Below are 23,478 nucleotides of genomic sequence, written 5' to 3'. Positions count from 1 at the left end.
CCGAGCAGGATTCGAACCAAGGAGTATGACACTTCCTCCGAAGTTGGCCTGAATCTCAGGGTTTAGCTGTTATCGATGATGGATTCGAGTCGGGTGAGTGCCAGCAACAGCTGCATGCGGCGGGATTCGGCACGGCGCTGTTCGCCCTGTTTTTCCGGCTTGCCCTCGCGATCTTCCCCATTCATGTAAGGCGCAACCGTTTCCCACAGGTGGTGATTGTGCCAAAGCCCCCTGCCGGTTGCTTCGAACTCAGGCTCATGCACATCGAGCAGGCGGCGGATTGCCCGCTCTTTCAGAATCACAAGCCGGTGCAGCCATTCGCGGCGCAGTTTGTGTGCATCGGGTTCACCCCAATCCCTTGAGCGCAGTTGCGCCTCCATCTGTCGGATCGGCAACAGCTGCAGGCAGATGCGGTTCGCCGAGAGGCAGCGGGCCAGCGTCTTGTTCAGGGAGGATGAGAGGTGCAGGGCGCAGGCGGCATGGCTCAGTTCCGGCATGGCTGCAAGTTGCACTGCCTTTTCGGGCTCAAGCCCGGAGGCGCTTGCTTCCGCCTCATCGCCGGCCAGAAGGTCGCGGAAGTGGGAGAAGCCCTTGCTGTGTTTTTCGACCCACGCCTGGTTGAGATGCTCGACCGGACAGAGGCGAAGCAGCTCTTCGGTAAAGTGGAGAAGGTACTCCTGCAGCTCAAGCTGAAGGCTCAATGCCAGCTCGGGAGTGCTGACCTGCTGCCAGATTGCATCGCGCAGTGGCTCTATATCGAGCAGCGACTCACTGATTAACAGCGCCTCGACAATCTCGCTGACCGAGTGGTCGACCATGGTCTCGAGATGGTGCACGGCACCGAGCCCGAAATGGTTGACGACATGATTGGTCGCCACGGTGTGAATAATCTCCGAGGCGAGCGGATGCAGCTCGAAATTGATGGCAAAACGTCTGTGCAGCGGTTCGGGGAAATAGCGTTTGAGCAGCTTCTTGTTAAAAGCACAGCTCTGGTGAAACGACTCCTCGCTGAGCTTGGCATGGATGCGGTTTTTCTCCTGTCCGAGCAGGATCGAGAGTTGAGGCCTGAGCGCCAGCAGCTCATCCTCGTCAATCCTTGGTGCAACCGACTCATCGAGCCACCCCTGGCTGCTGAGGTTGTTGCGCAGGCGGCGCAGGCGCAGCGGATGTGCGGTGGCGGCGCGTTCCGCCAGCGTGAGGCAGCGCGACTGCAGAAGGTTATCCAGCAGGCACTGTTCGGTGACCGCATCGGTAAGCTCTTTCAGCAGTTCATTACGCTCGTCAAAAGAGAGGTTCCGGCCTGACTGTCGGGAGAGCAGAATCTTGAGATTCACCTCATGGTCGGACATGTCCACGCCGGCCGAATTATCCATCGCGTCGGTGTTGATGATGCCGCCGGCCTCGGCATATTCAATACGTGCCCGCTGTGTGAGCCCCAGATTTCCCCCTTCACTGACAACCTTGCAGCGAAGTGCGGCCGCATCGATACGAACAGCATTGTTAACCGGATCGCGGACGTCGGCATGGCTCTCACGGCTTGCCTTGATATAGGTGCCGATGCCGCCGTTGTAGAGCAGGTCGACGGGGGCAGCAAGAATGGACCGGATCAGCGCCTCGCCTGAAAGGGCACTCTCTTCAGTGGCAAGCAGCTTGCGGAGTTTGGGGCTCAGCGGAATATGTTTGGCACTGCGCTCAAAGACACCGCCGCCTTCGCTGATCAGTTTGCGGTCATAGCTTTCCCAGCCACCCATTCCCTCAAACAGCCGTTTACGCTCTGCGAATGAACGCTTCGGATCCGGTTCCGGATCAAGGAAGATATGACGGTGATTGAAGGCTGCAATAAGGCGCAGCTCCGGATTGAGCAGCATGCCGTTGCCGAACACATCGCCGCCCATATCGCCGATGCCGACACAGCTGATCGGATCGGTGTAAGCATCGACTCCCAGCTTGGCAAAGTGGTGCGCGACGCAAACCCAGGCACCGCGCGCGGTAATGCCGACCTTTTTGTGATCGTAACCGTGGCGGCCGCCACTGGCGAAGGCATCGCCGAGCCAGAAGCCGGCATGTATGGCCCGTTCGTTGGCATCATCGGAGAAGCGTGCGGTGCCCTTGTCGGCGGCAACGACGAGATAGGGGTCGTTCGCATCGTGTTGGGCGATTCTGATACCGGCGGGCGGTGTGACGTGCCCCTCATCAAGGTTGTCGGTCAGCGCCAGCAGGGTGTCAATAAAGGCGCGGTACTGATCCAGTACAAATGAGGCTCCACTGCCGCCACGCACCACGAAGCCACCCTTCGAACCGGTCGGGACTATCTGCCCGTTTTTGACCACCTGTGTGCGCATCAGCTCCAGCACCTCGGTCCTGAAATCGGCAGGGCGATCGGAGAAGCGCAGTCCGCCGCGGGCGATCGGGCCGCCGCGCAGGTGTACGCCCTCGACATTCACGCCGTGCACGAATATTTCACGGTAGGGCCTGGGTTCGGGACTGTAGCTCAGCTTGCCCGGTTCGATCTTGATGCCGATAGCCTCCCTCTCTTTGCGCACAAAGGCATTGGTGCGCAGGCTCGCCTCCACCAGCTCGGCCAGTGCACGGAACCAGCGATCATCCGAGAGGTTGTCGATGATGCTCATCGCCTCGCTGAAGCTCTTCTGTGCTTCTGCAAGCTGTCCCTCATCGCTGTCGGGATGGTGACGGGCGGCAAAGAGGCCGTGTAGTTGCGCGGTTGCGGCGGGATTGCGCAGCATCATGTCGGAAAGTGGCAGCTTGGCCGCATCGGCGAGCAGCTGGATCAGGTGACTGCGCAGCGTGATAACAATGGCGATCGCTTCGATCTCAAGTCGGGCGGAGATCAGCAGGGCATTGACCGGATCGTGGTCTGCCCGGCCATTGAGAACCTGGGCAAGTCCTCGCCTGAGTCGCAACGCATCATCCCTGTCCAGGTGGCGGGGGGCTTTGCAGACCAGCGAGCTGATATGGATGCAGCCGCATTTGCCCTCATCATCATGCAGATGTTCCGGATTCCTGCCGAACGGAACCACCGACTCCTGAACAGGATCGAGGCCGAAGGCGCGGATGGTGTCGACCAGTGTTCCCAGCGATGGCTGCCTGAGCGAATAGATATGAAGCTCCACCTCATCACCCGTCGCCTTGGCGCGCGGGGTGACATAAACACGGGTCTGCCCGTTGTGCAGTACGCGCTTGCGCATCTGCAGGTCGCGTGTGAACTGTTCGGGCGGGAAGAGCTCCTGATAAAGCGGGGGAATCTGCTCCAGCTCATTCAGTGTATCCGGGATATCGAAGATATCGGCATGGCGCATCACTTCGGTGCGGGCGACATCCTTCCAGAAGGTGATGCAGCCGAGGATAAGTTCATCGAGCTTCTGCTGCCGGATGGCCGGGCTGTCGCGGTCGATGCCGATCAGGATAATGCGGTGCGGACCGATACCAAAGTCATCGTAGCCGTAGGTGATCTGGCCGGCCTCGTTCAGTGATTTGAGCAGGTGCTGCATGACATGCGGGCCGAAACGCTTGGAGGTAATGGTGATCATCAGCGTATCCATGTTGCCTTCGATGACAGGGATCAGTCGGGCAACCAGCTGCATCGGTCCTGCAAGGTCAATAATCGCCTTCAGCGGTTCCAGCCAATCGCCGGCCTTGCTGGCCAGCAGGATGCGTTTGGGCATGCGGTCGAACAGGGTTCGGATCTCGCGGCGGTAGAAAGCAGAGTGCTGCAGCAGCGGGTCGGAAGCAAGTTCCCGCCAGTGGCCAGCCAGTTTCGGCAGATAGCTTGCGTTGGCGTAGCGGGCGCTGCGCGAGAAGTGGCCGACAACAGTGGCCTCTTCAATGCCCCCCTCTTTGCCTCTCCAGCTGATGCGAACTGTTTCCACGCTGGCCGCACTGTAGAGGTAGCGGCTGCTGGCACTCAGGCTCAGCCATTGAATGCCGATCTCTGTTGCGGGCGCCAGTGTGGTGAGTTGCTCGGCGAGTTCCGGCGCGATGCGTTCGAATACGCGGCTGTTTTTGGCCACCCCCAGATGGTGACCGGTATGGAAGATGCCGAAATAGAGGAAGTGGTTGTCATTGATCCAGTCGAGCAGTGATGCCGCATCGCTGTTGTCAGTCATCAAAGCGGCAACCGAACCTGCCACGAATTTCCGCATAGGCTCGAAATCGTTCACGGAGAGGTCGACCGCCTTGAGGATCGCCATGATATCCTTTTTCAGCGGCTTGATGTCCGGCGTGACCGTGGCCGAGATGTGCAGGGCAATGAACATGAAGTTCTCTTCGGCATGCGTGTCAGGCTTGTGCAGCTCGAGCATGCAGCCATCCGGTCCGCAATCCATTTTGGCGACCATGGTCTGTTGACCGATCGGCTGGATATCGCGCTTGAGCAGGTAGCCTTTGATGGCGTCGAGATAGAAGGCCTGATCGGGGCAGCGGATGGTGAAGATATGGCGATGCAGGTTACCGTGGGTGAGCGTGCGCGAGTGCATCTCCACCCGTTTGGTTTTTCCTCTTGGCAGCAGGGCATAAAAGTCCTGCACAAGTGCGGCCAGAAGACGCATCGGCACGTGATCCATTCGATGTTGCTGGCGTGCCTGATCGAGCAGGTCGATGAGCTGTCGGCGAAGATGACGCATGCCACTAGTTTAGACACGCATGGGGGGCAATGTCGAATGGAGAAAAGGATGCATTGACGGGTCGGTAATTATTGTCTTTGATAGGATACAATGGACGAGAGTGTAAAGGGCCACCGCGAGAGACTTCGCAAGCGATTTGCCGGGCATGGACTCGACGGCTTCCATGATTACGAGGTGCTGGAGTTGCTGCTCACCTACATCATCCCGCGTGTCGATGTGAAACCGGTCGCCAAAAGACTTCTCGAAATCTTCGGAACGCTGGCCGGCGTCTTCGATGCAACCATGCCGGAGCTTGCACAGGTCAGGGGGATCGGCGAGCAGGGGGCACTGTTTCTGGCCCTGATCCGGCAGGCAGAACTACGTTATCTCGCATCCGATCTGCCTGGAAGGTCGGTGTATGACAGGCCGGATAAGGTAAAGGCACACCTGCGGATGGTGGTGCAGGGGCGCGGCATGGAGTGTTTCGGCGCCGTATTTACCGATCAGCAGCACCGTCATCGTGCCACCCAGATCATGTTCGAGGGAACCGTGGATCGGACCGCGGTCTATCCGCGCAATCTTATCAAGCGGGCGCTGGAGCTGGATGCCAAGGGTCTGATTCTGTTCCACAACCATCCCGGCGGCACGCCGCATGCAAGCAGCGAGGATATTGAGCTGACCCGGCGAATGGCCGAGGCGTGCAGCACGCTCGATATCAAAATCCTTGACCACTTCCTGATTGCCGGCAAAGAGGTGCTCTCCTTCAAGGAGAACGGCTGGTATTAATGCGGCTCTGGATTATTTTCCGGAGCCGAGAAGACTCCTCAGTGTCTGGCTAAGCAGGGGGTATGAGATTGGTTTTTGAAGCAACTCGATATCGCCGAGGTCATCCTGGATATCCGCTACCTGCCGTTCATCATAGCCGGTTATGAGAATGACAGGGATATCGTGAACACGCTCTTTCGCTCTGCGGGAAAATTCGGTGCCGCCCATTTTCGGCATCACAACATCACTGATAATGAGGTCGATTTCATGTTGGTATGCATCAAAGGTATCCAGCCCCTGCTGCCCGTCTGATGCTATCAACACCCTGTAACCCATGCTCTCAAGCACTTCACAGGTTGTACTGCGCACATCATCGTCATCATCAACAAGAAGGATGGTTTCCCCTTCGCCCGCAACCGGGGGGGTCTCAGGCTTGTCGGTTTGCTTCCCATCTTTCTGGCATAGTGGCAGGTATATATGGAATGTTGTGCCCTTGCCTTCGCTGCTCTCAACGTCAACCGCGCCACCATGCGTCTGAATTGAGCCATAGACCATGGCCAGACCAAGCCCGGTACCTTCACCGACTGCCTTGGTTGTATAAAACGGTTCAAAAATGTGTTCAAGGGTGGCTGCGGGTATGCCGCTGCCATTATCTCTTATGATCAGATGGGCAACTCCGTCCCCCTGGATTTCAGGGTGTTTCTGCTGAAAGCCTGTGTTGATACTGAACGGTTCAAGCGTGAAGCTGATCTTGGGCTGCTCTGTATTGCGTACGGCATCCCGCGCATTATTAAGCAGATTGACCAGTGCCTGCTGCAGCTGGGTGGAGTCTCCCAGTACGTTCAGCTCCTCGTCGCACAGTTCAATGCTGTAATCGATGTTCTCAGGAATGATGCTTCTGAAGAGAGAAAGCTCGGTTCTCAATAACGAGGTGAGGGAAAACGGCTGGTGGGTCACAATATCCTTGCGGGCAAATGTGAGCAGTTGTCTGACGATCTCCGCAGCGTGCTCGCTTAGTGATACGATGTTGTTCAACTTGGAGGCAAGCAGCTCTTTGTCATCCAGCTGTTTTTTCGCCAGGTAGAGGTTGCCCTGAATGGCGGCCAGTGTGTTGTTGAAGTCATGGGCGATCCCGCCAGCCAGAGTGCCGATCGCCTCCATCTTTTGCGACTGAAGCAGCCTCTCTTCAAGCTCCTTGCGTTCGGTGATGTCCTGCACTGTGCCGGTTGATCGGGTTGGGTTTCCTTCGGCGTCATAGAATGTCTGGCAGTGCTCGTGCACATATTTAACCCTGCCATCGCTGAAAAGGAGCCGGTGCTCCACATCATAAGGGATCCTGCTTTTCACTGAAGCAGTATACTTTGCATTGACAAGCTCCCGGTCGTCCGGGTGGATCGCTTCAATAAATGCTTCGTAGGAGGCGCCAAACCGTTCCTTGTCGATTTCAAAAATCCGGAAGATTTCATCCGACCAAGTGAGTGTGTTTGTTGCGAGGTTGAGCTCCCAGTTGCCAACACAGGCGATTCGCTGGGCCTCATTCAATCTTGCTTCACTCTCAAGAAGGTTCCGGGTCTGTTTTCTGACCTGTCGTTCGATCTCCTCACTGCGTTGCTTAAGCTCCCTGTCTCTCAACTCGAAACTGCGGGCTGCAAACAGCAGCAACAGGGTCAGGATCAGTCCGGCAACCAGAGCTGCAAGCGGGTATTGGTATTCAATGTCCTGCCAATAGATCTCTTTCTCGAAAACAAGTGTGGAGCTGACCGCCTCAAAATCGAGTGTGGATTCACTCTGCAGGGTTTTGAACAAGAGGTGGCGGCCCTGCTCCGGGGCGTTGCCTGCCCATAGGGAATTTTCATCAGGCTTGTCTGGATGAAAAATATCGACAATGCTCCATGACAGACGGAAACCGCGCGGCAGCGACACTTCGCCCAACATGGCTTTTGCACTCACCTGAACGGCAATCATGCCGCTGGTGTTTTCTCTCTCCGCGCCGCTGCCGGACGGGGCTTTGTCAGCGAAGAGTGGCTTGAAGAGCGAGAAGACGACATCGCCGTTCGCCAGCTTTTCAAAACAGGATGCGGTAACGGCTCCGGCATGGATAGCCTTGCTGATGTGAGGCCCGAAGCGGTCAACAGTTGCCATGTCCAGCCCCAGCAGCGTTGCATTCTGAGGCGTCAGTGGTTCGATAAACTTTACGGGAAAGGCGCTGCCATCCGAGGCAGGCGTTCTGCTGCGCACAGCATATGTCACAAAGCCGGCTGCCTGCATCTCTTTCTCGAACACCTCGATATCCGTGTTTGATACCTGAGGGTGAAATGAAACGGAGTGAATATAGGGGTAATGCTGTAACTGTTCTTCAGCGATAACCTGGAATTCGTCCGGCTCCACATAGTCGGAGGCGTGAAACAGGGCGCTTATATTATCGGCCAGCTCGTTGGCATGCAGGTTCAGCAGCAGCAGCTGCTCCCTGATCTGCGCAGACTCTTCGAGGAAGCGGTTCTCCGTATCGGCTACCAGCTTGTTGTATGCAAGCATGAGCAGCAGGCCGGTGACCAGCACGCCGGCAGTCAGTGCAAAATAGAGTGCCCTGTTGGTGGTGAAAGCCCTCATCTACAGGCTGATCCGAATCGCTTTGGTGATAATGGCCTGCGGCAGCCTGATATTGCTCTTCTCCATCAATGATGTGTTGATGAGTAGCCTCCAGCGCCTGTTCACAATGATGGGGATGGTGCTTATCTCAGTGCCTTCAAGGACAGCGATGGCTGTCCTGGCAGCCCAATCGCCCTGCTCTTCAGCAAGTTTGGTAACAGAAAGAAGTGCATAGCGGCTCATCCAGTCATAGTTGGTTACCGAAAGAAGCCCTCCCTCTTCAACTACAAGCTTTGTGGCTCTCTCATCATCCCAATCCTCAATGCCGGCATTGTTGCCGATGATGACAAAATCGGCCTGATCCTGTGCATTGCGATAGGCTGCGATCCACTCCTCCATGTTCTTGGCGAACACAGGCGTGAGCCGAATGCCACTGCTTTCGTAAACCTCCCGGTTAAGTTCAAACTCCTTGTATTGGGAGATCACATCTGCTGCCAGGAAAGTACCCTTCCCTAATCGCGGCAGGCTGTTTTTTACATACTTCAGCAGCGGGCGAACCGGCGATATCTCAATCATGCCGGTCGCATTGGAGTAGGGGTATCCATAGGGCTCGACCGAGTAGTTGATGCCGCAAAATACAACAGGTATTTCTGCATCTCTGAAGTAGGGCTCTATCAGGTAGCGTGAGGCGTTGTCATCGGCTGCAATCAGGATATCCGGATTGCTCTCTTCAATGTATGTTTTGGCCTTCAGCGCCATCGCCTTACCAAAGGCTTCACTCTTGTTGCGCTTGGTGTCCAGATAGAACCTGTCCAGTTCGCATCGCTCCTTCAGTGCCGCTTCGATGCCGCGCTCAATGCCGTCATTCCACTCATAACCTTGGTGATACGAGGAGATATAGAGGCATTTCGCCGCCATAGCAGGTGAAGAGAAGAGAATGGCCAGTGAAAAGGCCAATGCCGTTCTGGTGATCAATGCGTTGCCGCTCTGTTCAACATATCTCGGGTCGCCTTGGTTTCTGTCATGGCCAAGATAAGCATGGCCTTAAGCTGGGACGGCATCGGCCGCTACATCCTCCTGCAGGGTTGCCCTCTTCCAGCAGGATTCAATGTTATTCTTCACCATGCCGATCACATTGCGATCCAGTTTGCCGGCATCCGAATCGGCTTCCAGAATTTCAATGATCTGGGATGGTGTCATAGCGGGTCGATAAGGGCGATCCTGTGCCAGCGCCTGAAAAACATCGGCTACGGCAACAATGCGCGCCTCCAGGGAGAGGCTGCTCTCTTTGGCGTGGTAGGGGTAGCCGCCGCCATCCACCCGTTCATGATGCTGGCCGGCCCACTGTGCGATTTCGCCGAAGCCGCGAATCTTTTTCAGGATATTGAATGTATCGAAGCTGTGGCGCTGGATGGTTCTGAATTCGGAGTTGGAAAGTTTGCCCGGTTTCTCCAGCACATTGTCGGGCACCCTGAGTTTGCCGATGTCATGCAGTAACCCTGCCAGATCGAGCATGTCGCAATTGTGTTCCGGAATTTCAAACAGCTCGCCCAGATGTCGCGAGAGGCTGGCTACTCCTTGCGAGTGTTCGAATGTGAACGGGCTTTTTGCATCGACAATATGGGAGAATATTTTCACCAGGCTTTTTACATCCTCGAATTTGATCGGGCGTGTGGTTTCGTGTGAGAACCACTCGTAGACGTAACCGTCGACATGCTCCCTCTCAAGTGAAAGCCAGAATGACTCTGAGCGGGCAACCTCCAGAAAGGCATCGACGATATTGGGGTTAAACCAGCTCCCCCGTTTCTCGACAATTCTGGCGATAACATCATCCATGCCGAGCAGGATATTGGCGTTTTTGACCTGCGCCTGCAGGGAGAGGACATCAACACGGTCAACGAGGAATATCAGGTTGGCCATCAGGGCAATATCGTCCGGAAGGTCCAGTGTTTTCAGGGTGGACCAGTGTGTATGGTGATGCAGAATGACATCAGAAAGGTGGGCCAGCGGCGGAGTGATGGCCAGCAGGCCGGCACCAATTTCACAGTGGCCATGCACCTGTTCCCACTCGAACTGGGCGAGGCGTGCGTGTACTGAGGTATTGGATACACCGCAGTCATGCAGGATTGCCGCCTGAAACAGGCTGTCCAGGGTGGTTGAATCCAGCCCCATCTGCTTGCCACACTCGGCTGCCATAAACCCGACACGTTTGCCGTGGTGGATTTGCACGACGCCCACCAGATCCAGTGCATCCGAGAGGCTGTAAACAAGTTCATGCAGGTTGATGTTGAAGGTGCCCAATTTGTACCTCCTGGCAGATGTTCAAATGAGTGGGTAGTTTCTATTATCGCCAGTTTCCGGGGCTACATTAATTCAGATCGTATGCCATGCCGGATGACAGCGGCATGGTGCTTTTGCTTGCAATTGGACGAGGAGTTCCGAAGGGTTTGCCGATGAACAGTTTTGACGTATTTAATGGTGATGCCGATGGCATCTGCGCGCTGCATCAGCTCAGGCTGGCAGAGCCGCGTGAGGCCGAGCTGGTTACCGGTGTGAAGCGCGATATCTCCCTGCTGAAAAGGGTTGAGGCCGGAGGAGGGGATCGGGTCACGGTGCTCGATATCTCGCTGGATAAGAATCGTAGCGACCTTGTCCGTATGCTTGAAGCAGGCGCTGCACTGTTTTATTGCGATCACCACTTTGCCGGCGATGTGCCTGTTTCAGCAAATCTTGAGGCCGTTATCGATACATCCGCAGAGACCTGCACCAGCCTGCTGATCAATGACTATTTGAACGGCGCATATCTGCCGTGGGCAGTGACGGCCGCATTCGGCGACAACCTGTTCGATGCGGCGCGTAAGGCCGCTGTGCCGCTGAATCTGTCAGATGCGCAGCTCTCGCAGCTGGAGCATCTCGGCACCCTGATCAACTACAACGGTTACGGCGTGACGCCGGAAGATCTCCACTTCCACCCCGCTGAACTCTATCGCGCGATTTCCCACTACTCCGATCCCTTCGCATTTATTGCCGAGTCGGCCGATTACCGGAAGTTGTCCGACGGCTATGCGGAAGATATTGCGCAGGCGCGAAACCTTCCGGTTGCAGTCGAGGAGCAGGGTATCGCTGTCATTATGCTCGCCGATGCGCCCTGGACGCGGCGTGTCTCAGGCGTTTACGGCAACGAGCTGGCGCGCGAAAATCCGGATCGTGCCCATGCCCTGATGACCGAACTGCCCGATGGCGGCTACCGCATCAGCGTGCGAGCACCGTTGAACAATAAGACAGGGGCGGACGAACTCTGCATGCAGTTCCCGACCGGCGGAGGCCGCAAGGCTGCCGCAGGCGTCAATGCGCTGCCTGCAGAGATGTACGGTGCATTCGTCGATGCGTTCAGGGAGATGTATGAGCAGTAATGTGATCGCCGGCATCCATGCCGTAAAACATACGCTGGATGCGGGAGAGCCGATCGAAGAGCTGATGGTCGAGAAGGGCAAATCGCACCCGCGCCTCAATGAACTGGTGCATCTGGCGAAGAAGGGGCGGCTGCGTGTCAGTTTTGTGCCGCGCGAGAAACTGGCGAAGCTGGCCGGCAATGTGCCGCATCAGGGTGTTGTGGCCCGGCTGGCTTCAAGAAGCGGCAGGCCGGCACTCTCCTTTGAGCAGTGGCTTGATGGGCTCGACATGGGCTCTAAGCCGCTGGTGCTGCTGCTCGACCAGGTGACCGATCCGCACAACCTCGGCGCCTGCATCCGCACGGCCGAAGCGGCTGGATGTGTTGGTGTGATTGTGCCCAAGGATAATGCGGCGGATCTGCACTCGCCGGTGGTGGCAAAGAGCGCTTGCGGTGCGCTGGCCAGGGTTCCGCTGTTGCAGGTGACTAATCTGAAGCGCTCGATGGAGAAGCTGCAGCAGGCCGGGTTCTGGGTTACCGGGCTTGCCGGTGAGGCGGAGAGCTCGATCTATGATGCGAACCTGAACGGGGCGACTGCGGTGGTGATGGGTTCCGAGGGGAAAGGGATGCGCAGGTTGGTGCGTGAAGGCTGTGATCAGCTGATCAGCATTCCAATGCCGGGGCAGGTGGAGTCTTTGAATGTTTCGGTGGCGACCGGCATTGCGCTGTTTGAGATCAACAGACAGCGCAATAAATGATTATGCGGCGATTTTGTCCTGATTGCTGGCTTCAGCTTTCGTGATGCGGACGAATTTCTGGCCGCAATACTGACACTGGCCGCTGCCATCCTTAAGGCTGATGTAGATGAGAGGGTGCTGCCCGTTGTCCGAACATGAAACGATCTCTTCGATAGACTTGATAACGACACTACTCATTGGAACCCCTCTTCCTGCAACCAAAAAAGCGCGGCGAATTGTGGTGGTGAACGGTGAAATGTCAAGCTGGAATCATTGAAAAACATATATGGAGACTGTTATGAGCGCGAAAGACCTTGTGTTAATTGAGGGTTTGGAGATCCGGACCGTCATCGGGATTTATGACTGGGAACGGGAAATCAGGCAGACTGTTCGCCTTGACCTGGAGATGGCCTGGGACACCTCCGGAGCGGCCGAGTCGGACGATATTCATGATGCACTGGACTATAAATCGGTCTCCAAGCGGCTGATCTCATTTGTTGAATCCTCCAGCTTCGGGCTGATCGAGAAGCTGGCCGAAGAGTGCGCACGGATAGTCATCGGCGAGTTTGGTGTTCCGTGGTTGCGGTTGAAGATGTCAAAGCCGGGAGCTGTGCGCGGTACCGAGAATGTTGCCGTGGTGATCGAGCGGGGAAGCCGCGACTGATGGCTGAGGTATTAATCGGCATGGGCTCCAATATCGAGCCGGAAAAGCACCTGCTGGCGGCGGCAACGGCACTGCGCATTCAATTCGGGAGTGTTGCCTTCTCATCGGTCTATCGTTCTGCGGCCGTCGGCATGCAGGGGTCCGATTTCCTCAATGCCTGCTGTCGTCTGCAGAGCGAAATGCCGGCAGGCGAGATTAAGCTCTGCCTGAAAGGGTTGGAAGATGCGCAGGGGAGGGACCGCTCCGAGGGTTCATGGCGGCCGCGGACCCTGGACCTTGATGTGCTGATGTATGGCGGCGAGGTTCTGGACGATGAGCTCTACCGTTATGCGCACGCTTTTGTGCCTGCAGCGGAACTGGTTGAGATCGACCTGCCCTGCGATGATGAAAAAACAGTAACCTTAGTCGAATTGCGCTTGTAAATCGGGCCTGTGCTTCTAAACTTCCACATCCATTGAGCCGCCGCCAAGCCGATCGAGATACTGGTAGCTCTGTTACAGGGGAAATGAACAGATGTTGATCGCGGTTCCAGCCGAAACCCAGACCCATGAAAAACGCGTTGCTGCAACGCCTGAGACTGTTGGCAAGCTTGTTGCCGCAGGCTGTACGGTGGTGGTCGAGCGTGAAGCAGGGCATGCCGCCCGTTTTCCCGATGCGGCCTATGAGAAGGCTGGCGCCCGCCTGGTCGACGGCTTCAGGGCCTGTTGCGCTGATGCCGACCTTGTACTCAAGGTGCGCGCACCATCCACGGTGGAGCTGAAAGATATCAAGAGCGGTACCGCCGTTGCCGCGCTGCTCTCGCCATTCACCAATCCGCTGTTAAAAGATTATGCCGATGCCGGGCTCGCCTGTTTCTGCATGGAGATGATCCCGCGTATTTCGCGCGCCCAGAGCATGGATGTGCTCTCGTCGCAGGCCAATATTGCAGGTTATAAAGCGGTGCTGTTGGCGATGGAGCATTACGGCCGTTTTATGCCGATGCTGATGACTGCAGCAGGCACAGTGCAGCCGGCCAAGGTGCTGATTCTCGGAGCCGGCGTCGCAGGGCTCCAGGCGATTGCCACGGCGCGCCGCATGGGGGCAACGGTTGAGGTGTTCGATGTGCGTGCAGCTGCCAAGGAGCAGGTGCAGAGTCTTGGCGCCCGCTTTGTTGAGGTGGCGTCCGACCAGGATGCCGAAGATTCCGGTGGTTATGCCAAAGAGATGGATGACGATTACAAGCGCCGCCAGTCGGAGCTGGTTGCCGAGCATGTCGCCAAGTCCGATATTATCATCACCACGGCGCTGATTCCCGGCAAGCCGGCGCCGGTGCTGATCAGCGAAGAGATGGTCAAATCGATGAAGCCCGGCTCGGTGATAGTTGATCTGGCGGTTGAGATGGGCGGCAACTGCCCGCTCTCGGAGATGGATCAGGTGGTCGAGAAGTATGGCGTAATGCTTGTCGGCGTGGGCAATATCCCATCCCTGATGGCAACCGATGCCAGTCAGCTCTATGCCCGTAATATGCTCAATTTTATCCAGCCGATGCTCGATGCCGAGTCCGGCAGGTTGAATATTGATATGGAAGATGAGGTGGTTGCGGCCGCCCTGATCTGCCGTGATGGCGAATTTCTCAAGCCGCAGCTGCTTGGCGCGGAGGTGAAGTGATGGATATGGTGCAGCAGGCAACTCAGGCGGCAGCCGAAACCTCGCATGACCCATTTGTGTTCTCGTTTACCGTTTTCGTGCTGGCGGTTATTGTTGGTTACCATGTGGTGTGGAATGTCACACCGGCTCTGCATACGCCGCTGATGAGCGTAACCAATGCCATCTCCAGTATTGTTATTGTCGGCGCGCTGCTGGCCGCAGGTCCCGTTGAGATGAATCTGGCAACCGTACTCGGGCTGATCGCTGTCGGCCTGGCCTCGGTGAATATCTTCGGTGGTTTTATGGTGACCCAGCGCATGCTGGCGATGTTCAAGAAGCGCAGGTAGGGGATCGATATGCTCTCAGTCAATATGGTGGCATTTGCCTATCTGATCGCCTCGGTGCTGATCATCTTTGCGCTGAAGGGGTTGGCCAGCCCTGAAACTGCCCGTCGTGGTAACACCTTCGGCATGCTCGGTATGGGTATTGCAGCACTGGTAACGCTGCAGCTTGAGTCTGTGCAGAACTACGCCTGGATCGTGGCGGCGATTGGCGTCGGCGGCCTGCTTGGAGGCATTACCGCACGCAAGGTGCCGATGACCCATATGCCGCAGACAGTTGCCTTCATGCATTCGCTGGTGGGTCTGGCAGCCGTGTTGATTGCGGTTTCCGCCCTTTATGATCCGGTTGCTTATGGCATTGCAGATGCCAGTGGCGGCTTGCATCTGGCCAGTCGCATCGAACTGTTTCTCGGTACCTTTATTGGTGCCATCACCTTTACCGCCTCGCTGATCGCTTTCGGCAAGTTGCAGGGTCTGCTCTCCGGCAGGCCGCTGGTGTTCGGCGGACAGCATGTTGTTAACCTGGTTCTCGGTATCGGCATGATCGGGGCTGGTATTCTCTTCTGTGTGAACGGCGCGTGGCTGCCGTTTCTGGTGATGCTGGCCATTGCGCTTGTGCTCGGTGTGCTGCTGATTGTGCCGATCGGCGGTGCCGACATGCCGGTGATCGTATCGATGCTGAACTCATACTCGGGCTGGGCTGCGGCCGGTATCGGCTTCACGCTCGGGAACAATATGCTGATTATTGCCGGCGCACTGGTCGGCTCATCCGGTGCCATTCTCTCCTATATCATGTGCAAGGCGATGAATCGTTCGCTGTTCAATGTGTTGCTCGGCGGTTTCGGTGGTGATGCTCCGGCAGCTGGTGGTGCTGCCGCTGCAGGCGAGCGTCCGGTGCACTCAGGGGCAGCGGAGGATGCGGCATTCATGATCGGCAATGCGCGTTCCGTGGTCATTATTCCGGGATATGGTCTGGCGGTAGCGCGTGCCCAGCATGCCCTGAAAGAGATGGTTGATCTGCTGCTGAAGCAGGGCGTTGAGGTGAAGTTTGCCATTCATCCGGTTGCAGGTCGCATGCCAGGCCACATGAACGTTCTGCTGGCTGAGGCTGATGTGCCTTACGATATCGTGTTTGAGATGGATGAGATCAACTCTGAGTTTGCAGAGACCGATGTGGCGCTGGTGATTGGTGCCAATGATGTGGTGAATCCGGCGGCCAAAACCGATCCGGCGAGCCCGATCTACGGTATGCCGATTCTTGAGGCGGCCAAGGCACATCATGTGATTGTGGTTAAGCGTTCGCTGGCTGCAGGCTATGCCGGACTCGATAATGATCTGTTCTATATGGATCGCACCATGATGCTTTTTGATGATGCCAAGAAGGCGTGCGAAAAGATTATCCAGGCGCTTGATTAGGCGCTTGATCAGGCGCTGACGGGTGGAATCGCTTCGTCTCCCGGGGTGGAAGTCAGCAGGGCGGCGTTGAAAAGCAAGCTATATAATATAGTAGATGATTTGACGGCAGGCGCCTGGATTCGAGGCAACTGCCGATGCTGGCAGTGGCGAATTGCGACAATTGTATCGCTCCTGTTTTTTCAGTGCTGAAAGCGGTTGACAGTCAAGTTGGCCGACACTATGGTTCGCGACCCTTCGCTAGGGCTGTGTTTTTCGCGGTCTGACTGGGGAAGTGAAAGTTTGGAGAAGAGGTAACAATGCCAACGATTAATCAGTTGATTCGCAGCGAGCGAAAAGACAAACGAAAGATCAACAAGGTTCCTGCTCTGCAGGCGTGCCCACAGCGTCGTGGCGTATGTACCCGTGTTTACACCACGACCCCGAAGAAGCCTAACTCGGCACTTCGTAAGGTTGCCCGTGTGCGTCTGACCAACGGTATGGAAGTGACTGCTTACATTCCGGGTGAGGGCCACAAGCTGCAGGAGCACTCGGTTGTGCTGATCCGCGGCGGCCGTGTAAAGGATTTGCCAGGTGTGCGTTACCACATTCTCCGTGGTGTTTTGGATACAACGGGTGTTGAGGGCCGTAAGCAGGCTCGCTCGAAGTACGGCGCGAAGCGTCCGAAGTAATTGTTGGAAAGATTGAGGAGTTTGAACGATGCCACGTAAAGGACCTGCCCCACGCCGCCCGGTTGTGCCGGATGCGAAGTTTGGTAACACCACTGTATCCAATGTGATTAACAAGGTGATGCTGGACGGCAAGAAGACCGTAGCTGAAGCGATTGTTTATGAGGCGATGGATATCGCTGCTGAGAAGACCGGTAATGATCCGCTGGCTTGCCTGCTGAATGCTATCGAGGCGATTAAGCCTGCGGTCGAGGTGAAATCCCGCCGTGTTGGTGGCGCCACCTATCAGGTGCCGATGGAAGTTTCCGACCGTCGTCAGCACTCGCTGGGTGTTCGCTGGCTGGTTGAGTTTTCGCGTAAGCGTTCCGAGTACACCATGGCTCAGCGTCTGGGTAATGAGATGGCTGATTCTGTTGCGGAGCGCGGCGGAGCATTCAAGAAGCGCGATGAGACCCATCGTATGGCGGAAGCCAACAAGGCGTTCTCGCACTTCCGCTGGTAACAGGATTGGCGGACATGGTGTCCGCCGTTTAAACCTGAATCTGCATGGCAGGTTCAACTGAAGAGAGGGTTGCCTCTCTGTTGGATTGACGGCGCAAGCCTGATTTCCGAGAACAGATTGTTCTTTTAATTTGATGGTAATAAAGGAGAAGCGACGTGGCTCGTAAGACCCCACTTCAACGTGTACGTAATATCGGCATCATGGCGCATATTGACGCTGGTAAAACCACTGCGACTGAACGTATTCTTTTCTACACCGGCGTAAGCCACAAGATCGGTGAGGTGCATGACGGCGCTGCGACCATGGACTGGATGGCGCAGGAGCAGGAGCGTGGCATCACCATTACCTCCGCGGCAACAACTTGTTCGTGGAAAGACCATCAGATTAATATCATCGACACCCCCGGACACGTGGACTTCACCATTGAGGTGGAGCGTTCTCTGCGTGTGCTTGACGGCGCTGTCGGCGTCTTCTGTGCAGTGGGTGGTGTTCAGCCACAGTCCGAGACCGTTTGGCGTCAGGCGGACAAGTATAAGGTTCCCCGTATCGCATTTGTAAACAAGATGGACCGCACCGGTGCGCGCTTCTTTGAGGTTGTTGATGAGATTCGCGAGCGTCTGGGTCACAACGCGGTTGCCTTGAATGTGCCGATCGGCGCTGAAGAGGATTTCCAGGGTGTGATCGACCTGGTGTCCATGAAGGCGATTGTCTGGCAGGACGAAGCCATGGGTGCGATGTACGACGTGATCGATATCCCTGAAGAGCTGGCTGAGGTTGCTGAAGAGCGCCGCGAGATGCTTCTCGATGCAGTTCTGGTGCACGACGAAGATCTGATGATGGCTTACCTTGAGGGTGAAGAGATTGACCAGGATGCGCTGAAGAAGTGCATCCGTCAGGCTGTGCTCGACATCGAAGTGATCCCTGTCATGTGCGGTACCGCATTCAAGAACAAGGGCATCCAGACCCTGCTTGACGCTGTTGTGGATTACATGCCTGCGCCAGTTGATGTTCCTGCAATTAAAGGTATCCATCCGGACACCGAGGCGGAAGATTCCCGTCCTTCATCCGATGAGAAGCCGTTTGCTGCCCTGGCATTCAAGGTGATGACCGACCCGTTTGTGGGAACCCTTACCTTCTTCCGCGTCTACTCCGGCGTGGTCGAGGCTGGCTCCTACGTGATCAACTCCACCAAGGATAAGAAAGAGCGTCTGGGCCGAATTCTGCAGATGCACGCCAACGAGCGTACGGAGATCAAAGAGGTTCGCGCCGGCGACATCGCTGCTGCCGTAGGCCTGAAGTTCACCACTACCGGTGATACGCTTTGCACTCCTGAGGCTCCGATCATTCTGGAGCGCATGGAGTTCCCTGAGCCGGTGATCTCCGTTGCTATTGAGCCGAAGACCAAGGCTGACCAGGAGAAGATGGGTATCGCACTCGGACGTCTGGCTGCAGAGGATCCATCTTTCCGCGTCCGCACCGATGAAGAGACCGGTCAGACCATCATTTCAGGCATGGGCGAGCTGCACCTCGAGATCATCGTCGACCGTATGAAGCGCGAGTTCAAGGTTGAGGCGAATGTTGGTAAGCCTCAGGTGGCCTACCGTGAAACCATTCGCACCAAGACCAAGGCTGAAGGTAAGTTTGTACGTCAGTCTGGTGGTCGCGGTCAGTATGGTCACTGCTGGCTTGAGATCGAACCGCTTGAGCCGGGTGAGGGCTTCCAGTTTGTTGATGCCGTCACCGGTGGCTCCATCCCCCGCGAGTATATCCCTGCAGTTGGCAAGGGTGCTGAAGAGGCGATGCAGAACGGTGTTCTGGCCGGTTATCCTATGGTGGATATCAAGGTTACCGTTGTTGACGGCTCCTACCACGATGTCGACTCCAACGAGATGGCGTTCAAGGTTGCAGGCTCCATGGGTTTCCGTGCCGGTTGTGCACAGGCCAAGCCGGTTATCCTCGAGCCGATCATGGAAGTTGAGGTGGTAACACCTGAAGATTACATGGGCGATATTGTTGGTGACCTGAACCGTCGTCGTGGCCGCGTACTGGGCATGGAAGATCGTTCCAATGCCAAGGTTGTTGATGCGGAAGTTCCGCTTTCCGAGATGTTCGGATATTCAACCAACCTGCGTTCGGCGTCTCAGGGGCGTGCGACCTACACCATGCAGTTTAAACATTATGAAGAAGTTCCAAACAACATTGCGCAAGAGATCATTGCGGCTGTTAAGGGTTAAGGAGTAGATCATGGCAAAGGAAAAGTTTGAGCGTACGAAACCGCATGTGAACATTGGTACGATTGGTCACGTTGACCATGGCAAGACCACGTTGACCGCTGCGATCACCAAGGTTCTGTCTTTGACAGGCGGCGCTACCTTCAAGGATTACGGCGATATTGACGGTGCTCCTGAAGAGCGCGAGCGCGGTATTACAATTGCTACAGCTCACGTTGAGTACGAGACAGAAGCGCGTCACTACGCACACGTTGACTGCCCGGGCCATGCTGACTACGTGAAGAACATGATCACCGGTGCTGCCCAGATGGACGGTGGTATTCTGGTTGTATCGGCTGCAGACGGCCCGATGCCACAGACCCGCGAGCACGTACTTCTGGCGCGTCAGGTAAACGTACCTCACCTGGTTGTATACCTGAACAAGGCTGACATGGTTGATGATGAAGAGCTTCTTGAGCTGGTAGAGATGGAAGTTCGTGAACTTCTGGACTCATACGACTTCCCTGGTGATGACACTCCGATCATTATCGGTTCTGCGCTGAAGGCGCTGGAAGGCGACCAGTCTGAAATTGGTGAGGCATCTATTCTTCGCCTGATGGAAGCGGTGGATTCATTCATTCCTACGCCTGAGCGTCCAATCGACAAGACCTTCCTGATGCCAATCGAGGACGTTTTCTCGATCTCAGGCCGCGGTACTGTTGTAACCGGTCGTATTGAGCAGGGTATTGTTAAGGTTGGTGACGAGATCGAGATCGTTGGTATCAAGGCTACCACCAAGACAACCTGTACCGGTGTTGAGATGTTCCGCAAGCTGCTGGATTCCGGCGAAGCTGGCGACAACGTTGGTGTACTGCTGCGTGGTACCAAGCGTGAAGATGTTGAGCGTGGTCAGGTACTGGCGAAGCCGGGTTCTATTACTCCTCACACCACTTTCAAGGCAGAGGCATATATTCTGACCAAGGAAGAGGGTGGTCGTCATACGCCATTCTTCAACGGTTACCGTCCACAGTTCTACTTCCGTACAACTGACGTGACTGGTTCCGTACAGCTGCCAGAGGGCACCGAGATGGTGATGCCTGGCGATAACATCTCTATGGATGTTGAACTGATCACTCCGATCGCGATGGACAAAGAGCTCCGTTTCGCAATTCGTGAGGGTGGTCGTACGGTCGGCGCTGGCGTCGTAACCGACATTAGTAAATAAGGGGGCCGTACGTGGCAACTCAAAGTATTCGTATTCGCCTTAAGGCTTTTGATCACCGCATTCTTGATAAGAGCGCGGCTGACATTGTGGCGACAGCAAAACGTACCGGTGCGGAGGTTCGTGGTCCGATTCCGATTCCGACCAAGATTCGCAAATTCTGCGTAATCAAGTCACCGCACAAGTACAAGGATTCTCGTGAACAGTTCGAGATTCGTACTCACAAGCGCATGCTTGATATTGATAAGCCGACTCCACAGACCGTGGATGCGCTAATGAAGCTTGATCTGCCATCCGGTGTGGATGTCGAGATCAAACTTTAATTCGGGAGGATAATCATGAGTGTTGGATTGATCGCCCGGAAAGCGGGCATGACACAGGTCTTCGCAGAAGATGGTTCTGCGGTCCCTGTGACTGTATTGAATGTTGAGCCATGCAAGGTGATTGCGCGTCGCACTGCAGACCGCGATGGCTACGATGCCGTTCAGGTGGGTTTTGGCGCTGCCAAGCGCAATAACACCCGTGCTGTTCAGGGTCATTTCGCCAAGCAGGGTCAGGAAGTTACCGGTGGTCTGAAAGAGTTCCGTGTTGCTGCTGATGCTGAATTCGAACTGGGCCAGGAGTTGAATGCCGGTCTGTTTGAAGTTGGCCAGAAGATTGATATCTCAGGCACCTCTAAGGGTCGTGGTTTTGCCGGCGTCATGAAGCGTTACAATTTCGCCGGTGGCCGTGCCACCCACGGTGCTGAAAAAGTACATCGCCAGATGGGTTCTACCGGTCAGTGTCAGTGGCCGGGCCGTGTATTTCCGGGCAAGAAGATGCCTGGTCACTACGGTAACGAGCGTGTTACGACTCAGAACCTTGAAGTGATTCGCGTGGACGCTGAGTCCAATCGTATTCTGGTAAGGGGTGCTGTTCCCGGTTCGCGTGGCGGGCTGGTTGAACTGCGTCCTGCCGTGAAGGGAGCGTAAGATGGCGAAGATCACCATCGTAGATCAGAACAATAAGGAAGTGAGCAAGCGTGAGTTGAATCCGGCTGTATTCGGTCTCGAGTCTGACGCCGGCTTCGTTCACCGCGTCTATGCATCACTGGCATCTGCACAGCGTGCAGGCACCAGTGCAACCAAGACCGTGGCAAACGTTTCAGGTGGCGGCAAGAAGCCTTTCAAGCAGAAGGGTACAGGCCGGGCTCGTCAGGGTACAACCCGTGCTCACCACATGCGTCATGGTGGTACTGCTCATGGCCCGAATGCTGATACCACATTTGTATCACGAATTAACAAGAAAGAGCGTCGTCGTGCACTCTGCCTGGTTCTTTCCGATGCAGTTCGTGCCGGTAAGCTTACTGTCGTCAACAAGCTGGAGCTGGATGCGCCTAAGACCAAGTCATTTGCCGATGTTCTTGGTGCACTTGAAGCGAAGTCAGGTCTCATCGTTCTGGCAGAAGCCAACAGCAATGTTGAGCTTTCCGGACGCAACATTCCGAACACCAAAGTGGTTCTCGACGGCCAGATGAATCTGCATGACCTGCTTAAGTGCGAGCGTGTGATCCTGACCGAGGCTGCTGTAGATAAACTTGAGGAGCGTCTGTCATGAGTGCGAACATCAATCATTTCGACATCCTGCGTCAGCCAGTAATCACTGAAAAAAGCTACTCGGCTACCGGCGCAGCTAACCAGTACACATTCCGTGTTGCCCGCAATGCGACCAAATCACAGGTCAAGGCTGCTGTTCAGGCCGTCTTCGAAGTGAAGGTTGACAGTGTTCAGGTGATCAACATGCCTGCCAAGCCTAAGCGTCGCGGAATGCAGTCCGGTACCCGTTCGGGTTACCGTAAGGCTGTGGTCCGCCTGGCTGAGGGCGAGACTCTTGAAGTGTCTGAAGAGGTATAAGCAATGGCATTGAAGGCATTGAAACCAACAACAAACGGTAACCGCGGTCGTATCGGCGTGGTTAACGAGGATCTGCACAAGGGCGCTCCTGAGAAGAGCCTTGTTTCAGGTCTGACAAAATCAGGCGGACGTAACAACAATGGCCGTGTAACCAGCGCCCATCGTGGTGGCGGACACAAGCGTCTCTACCGCATGGTCGATTTCAAGCGTGACAATTTCGGTATTGGCGGTAAGGTTGCGCGCGTCGAATATGACCCTAACCGTACAGCGCATATCGCACTGGTTGTTTTCAGCAACGGCGACAAGCGTTACATCCTTGCACCACAGGGCCTGCGCCCGGGTGATGAAGTGATGAGCGGTCCGGAAGCGGAAGTTCGTCCGGGCAATGCAATGCCACTGGCGAAGATTCGTGTAGGTACCCTGCTGCACAACGTTGAGCTGAAGCCTGGCAAGGGCGGTCAGATCGCACGCAGTGCAGGCGCATCCATTCAGCTTATGGGTAAAGAGGGCGGCCGTGCTGTCCTGAAGATGCCATCCGGCGAATTCCGTCGTGTTGACTCCCGCTGTCTGGCAAGCATTGGCGTCATGGGTAATGCAGACCACTCCAACCGTAAGGTAGGCAAGGCCGGTCGCACACGCTGGCTGGGTGTTCGCCCGAACGTTCGTGGTGTTGCCATGAACCCGGTTGACCATCCGCATGGTGGTGGTGAGGGCCGTACATCCGGTGGTCGTCATCCGGTTACCCCGTGGGGTGTACCGACCAAGGGTCACAAGACCCGTGCAAAGAACAAGGCGTCGAACCGTGATATTATTCGCCGCCGCAACCAGAAGTGAGGTAA

At 55.9% G+C, this 23,478-nt stretch carries 22 protein-coding genes; 17 read left to right on the top strand and 5 right to left on the bottom strand.

Features of this window, described 5'->3' with window-relative positions; translation table 11 throughout:
* Positions 1–62: 62 nt before the first annotated feature.
* Positions 63–4,640 (bottom strand): NAD-glutamate dehydrogenase domain-containing protein, encoded by a 4,578-nt coding sequence (locus Ga0123462_RS09655; protein ID WP_100266103.1) that lies wholly within the window; start codon positions 4,638–4,640, stop codon positions 63–65.
* Between the two features lie 90 nt (positions 4,641–4,730).
* Between Ga0123462_RS09655 and radC the strand changes: the two genes are divergently transcribed.
* Positions 4,731–5,405, top strand: a complete 675-nt coding sequence (gene radC / locus Ga0123462_RS09650) for a RadC family protein (protein ID WP_100266102.1) — start codon at positions 4,731–4,733, stop codon at positions 5,403–5,405.
* A 12-nt stretch (positions 5,406–5,417) separates the two neighbouring features.
* Here the strand turns inward: radC and Ga0123462_RS09645 are convergent, their stop codons facing one another.
* The 3 genes from Ga0123462_RS09645 to Ga0123462_RS09635 form a co-directional block, all read right to left on the bottom strand.
* Positions 5,418–7,994, bottom strand: coding sequence for an ATP-binding protein (locus Ga0123462_RS09645; protein WP_100266101.1), 2,577 nt, complete (start codon positions 7,992–7,994; stop codon positions 5,418–5,420).
* Positions 7,995–8,948 (bottom strand): ABC transporter substrate-binding protein, encoded by a 954-nt coding sequence (locus Ga0123462_RS09640; protein ID WP_100266100.1) that lies wholly within the window; start codon positions 8,946–8,948, stop codon positions 7,995–7,997.
* Positions 8,949–9,017: 69 nt separating this feature from the next.
* Entirely contained in the window at positions 9,018–10,274 is a 1,257-nt protein-coding gene (locus Ga0123462_RS09635; protein ID WP_100266099.1) for an HD domain-containing phosphohydrolase, read from the bottom strand.
* A gap of 152 nt (positions 10,275–10,426) precedes the next feature.
* Here Ga0123462_RS09635 and Ga0123462_RS09630 point away from each other — a divergent pair, with 152 nt between their 5' ends.
* Together Ga0123462_RS09630 and rlmB are read left to right on the top strand one after the other, a co-directional pair.
* Positions 10,427–11,386: an acetyltransferase gene (locus Ga0123462_RS09630; protein ID WP_100266579.1), complete on the top strand. Its 960-nt coding sequence runs from the start codon at positions 10,427–10,429 to the stop codon at positions 11,384–11,386.
* A complete protein-coding gene (gene rlmB / locus Ga0123462_RS09625) occupies positions 11,376–12,122 on the top strand; it encodes a 23S rRNA (guanosine(2251)-2'-O)-methyltransferase RlmB (protein ID WP_100266098.1) in 747 nt (248 codons plus the stop codon). Before Ga0123462_RS09630 ends, rlmB begins: the two co-directional genes overlap by 11 nt.
* Here rlmB and Ga0123462_RS09620 read toward each other — a convergent pair whose 3' ends face one another.
* Positions 12,123–12,299 (bottom strand): zinc-finger domain-containing protein, encoded by a 177-nt coding sequence (locus Ga0123462_RS09620; RefSeq protein WP_100266097.1) that lies wholly within the window; start codon positions 12,297–12,299, stop codon positions 12,123–12,125.
* Positions 12,300–12,399: 100 nt separating this feature from the next.
* Here Ga0123462_RS09620 and folB point away from each other — a divergent pair, with 100 nt between their 5' ends.
* The 14 genes from folB (at position 12,400) to rplB (ending at position 23,473) form a co-directional block, all read left to right on the top strand.
* Entirely contained in the window at positions 12,400–12,765 is a 366-nt protein-coding gene (folB, locus tag Ga0123462_RS09615) for a dihydroneopterin aldolase (protein WP_100266096.1), read from the top strand.
* Positions 12,765–13,187 carry a 2-amino-4-hydroxy-6-hydroxymethyldihydropteridine diphosphokinase gene (folK, locus tag Ga0123462_RS09610; RefSeq protein WP_100266095.1) on the top strand — a complete coding sequence of 141 codons (423 nt, stop codon included), beginning with the start codon at positions 12,765–12,767 and terminating at the stop codon, positions 13,185–13,187. Before folB ends, folK begins: the two co-directional genes overlap by 1 nt.
* A 91-nt stretch (positions 13,188–13,278) precedes the next feature.
* A complete protein-coding gene (locus tag Ga0123462_RS09605) occupies positions 13,279–14,412 on the top strand; it encodes a Re/Si-specific NAD(P)(+) transhydrogenase subunit alpha (RefSeq protein ID WP_100266094.1) in 1,134 nt (377 codons plus the stop codon).
* Complete coding sequence (locus Ga0123462_RS09600; protein WP_100266093.1) at positions 14,412–14,738, top strand: NAD(P) transhydrogenase subunit alpha part 2; 327 nt, start codon at positions 14,412–14,414, stop codon at positions 14,736–14,738. Before Ga0123462_RS09605 ends, Ga0123462_RS09600 begins: the two co-directional genes overlap by 1 nt.
* Before the next feature lie 9 nt (positions 14,739–14,747).
* The gene (locus Ga0123462_RS09595; protein WP_100266092.1) at positions 14,748–16,148 is read left to right on the top strand and encodes an NAD(P)(+) transhydrogenase (Re/Si-specific) subunit beta; all 1,401 of its coding nucleotides are present in this window, start codon (positions 14,748–14,750) and stop codon (positions 16,146–16,148) included.
* Between the two features lie 296 nt (positions 16,149–16,444).
* A complete protein-coding gene (gene rpsL / locus Ga0123462_RS09590) occupies positions 16,445–16,816 on the top strand; it encodes a 30S ribosomal protein S12 (RefSeq protein WP_100266091.1) in 372 nt (123 codons plus the stop codon).
* 28 nt (positions 16,817–16,844) lie between these two features.
* Entirely contained in the window at positions 16,845–17,315 is a 471-nt protein-coding gene (gene rpsG, locus Ga0123462_RS09585) for a 30S ribosomal protein S7 (protein WP_100266090.1), read from the top strand.
* A 155-nt stretch (positions 17,316–17,470) separates the two neighbouring features.
* Positions 17,471–19,549, top strand: coding sequence for an elongation factor G (gene fusA, locus Ga0123462_RS09580; protein ID WP_100266089.1), 2,079 nt, complete (start codon positions 17,471–17,473; stop codon positions 19,547–19,549).
* A 10-nt stretch (positions 19,550–19,559) separates the two neighbouring features.
* Positions 19,560–20,750, top strand: coding sequence for an elongation factor Tu (gene tuf, locus Ga0123462_RS09575; protein WP_100266088.1), 1,191 nt, complete (start codon positions 19,560–19,562; stop codon positions 20,748–20,750).
* A gap of 11 nt (positions 20,751–20,761) precedes the next feature.
* Complete coding sequence (rpsJ, locus tag Ga0123462_RS09570; RefSeq protein ID WP_100266087.1) at positions 20,762–21,070, top strand: 30S ribosomal protein S10; 309 nt, start codon at positions 20,762–20,764, stop codon at positions 21,068–21,070.
* A gap of 15 nt (positions 21,071–21,085) precedes the next feature.
* Positions 21,086–21,718 carry a 50S ribosomal protein L3 gene (gene rplC / locus Ga0123462_RS09565; RefSeq protein WP_100266086.1) on the top strand — a complete coding sequence of 211 codons (633 nt, stop codon included), beginning with the start codon at positions 21,086–21,088 and terminating at the stop codon, positions 21,716–21,718.
* A 1-nt stretch (position 21,719) separates the two neighbouring features.
* On the top strand, positions 21,720–22,343 hold the full coding sequence (gene rplD / locus Ga0123462_RS09560; protein ID WP_100266085.1) for a 50S ribosomal protein L4: 624 nt from the start codon (positions 21,720–21,722) through the stop codon (positions 22,341–22,343).
* Positions 22,340–22,639, top strand: coding sequence for a 50S ribosomal protein L23 (gene rplW, locus Ga0123462_RS09555; RefSeq protein ID WP_100266084.1), 300 nt, complete (start codon positions 22,340–22,342; stop codon positions 22,637–22,639). Before rplD ends, rplW begins: the two co-directional genes overlap by 4 nt.
* A gap of 3 nt (positions 22,640–22,642) precedes the next feature.
* Positions 22,643–23,473 (top strand): 50S ribosomal protein L2, encoded by an 831-nt coding sequence (gene rplB, locus Ga0123462_RS09550; RefSeq protein WP_100266083.1) that lies wholly within the window; start codon positions 22,643–22,645, stop codon positions 23,471–23,473.
* Positions 23,474–23,478: the final 5 nt, after the last annotated feature.

The organism is Mariprofundus ferrinatatus (assembly GCF_002795825.1).
In the GTDB taxonomy this organism is placed as follows: Bacteria; Pseudomonadota; Zetaproteobacteria; order Mariprofundales; family Mariprofundaceae; genus Mariprofundus; species Mariprofundus ferrinatatus.
The sequence above is the reverse complement of the archived record's forward strand: the minus strand, read 5'-3'. Positions and strand labels throughout refer to the sequence as shown.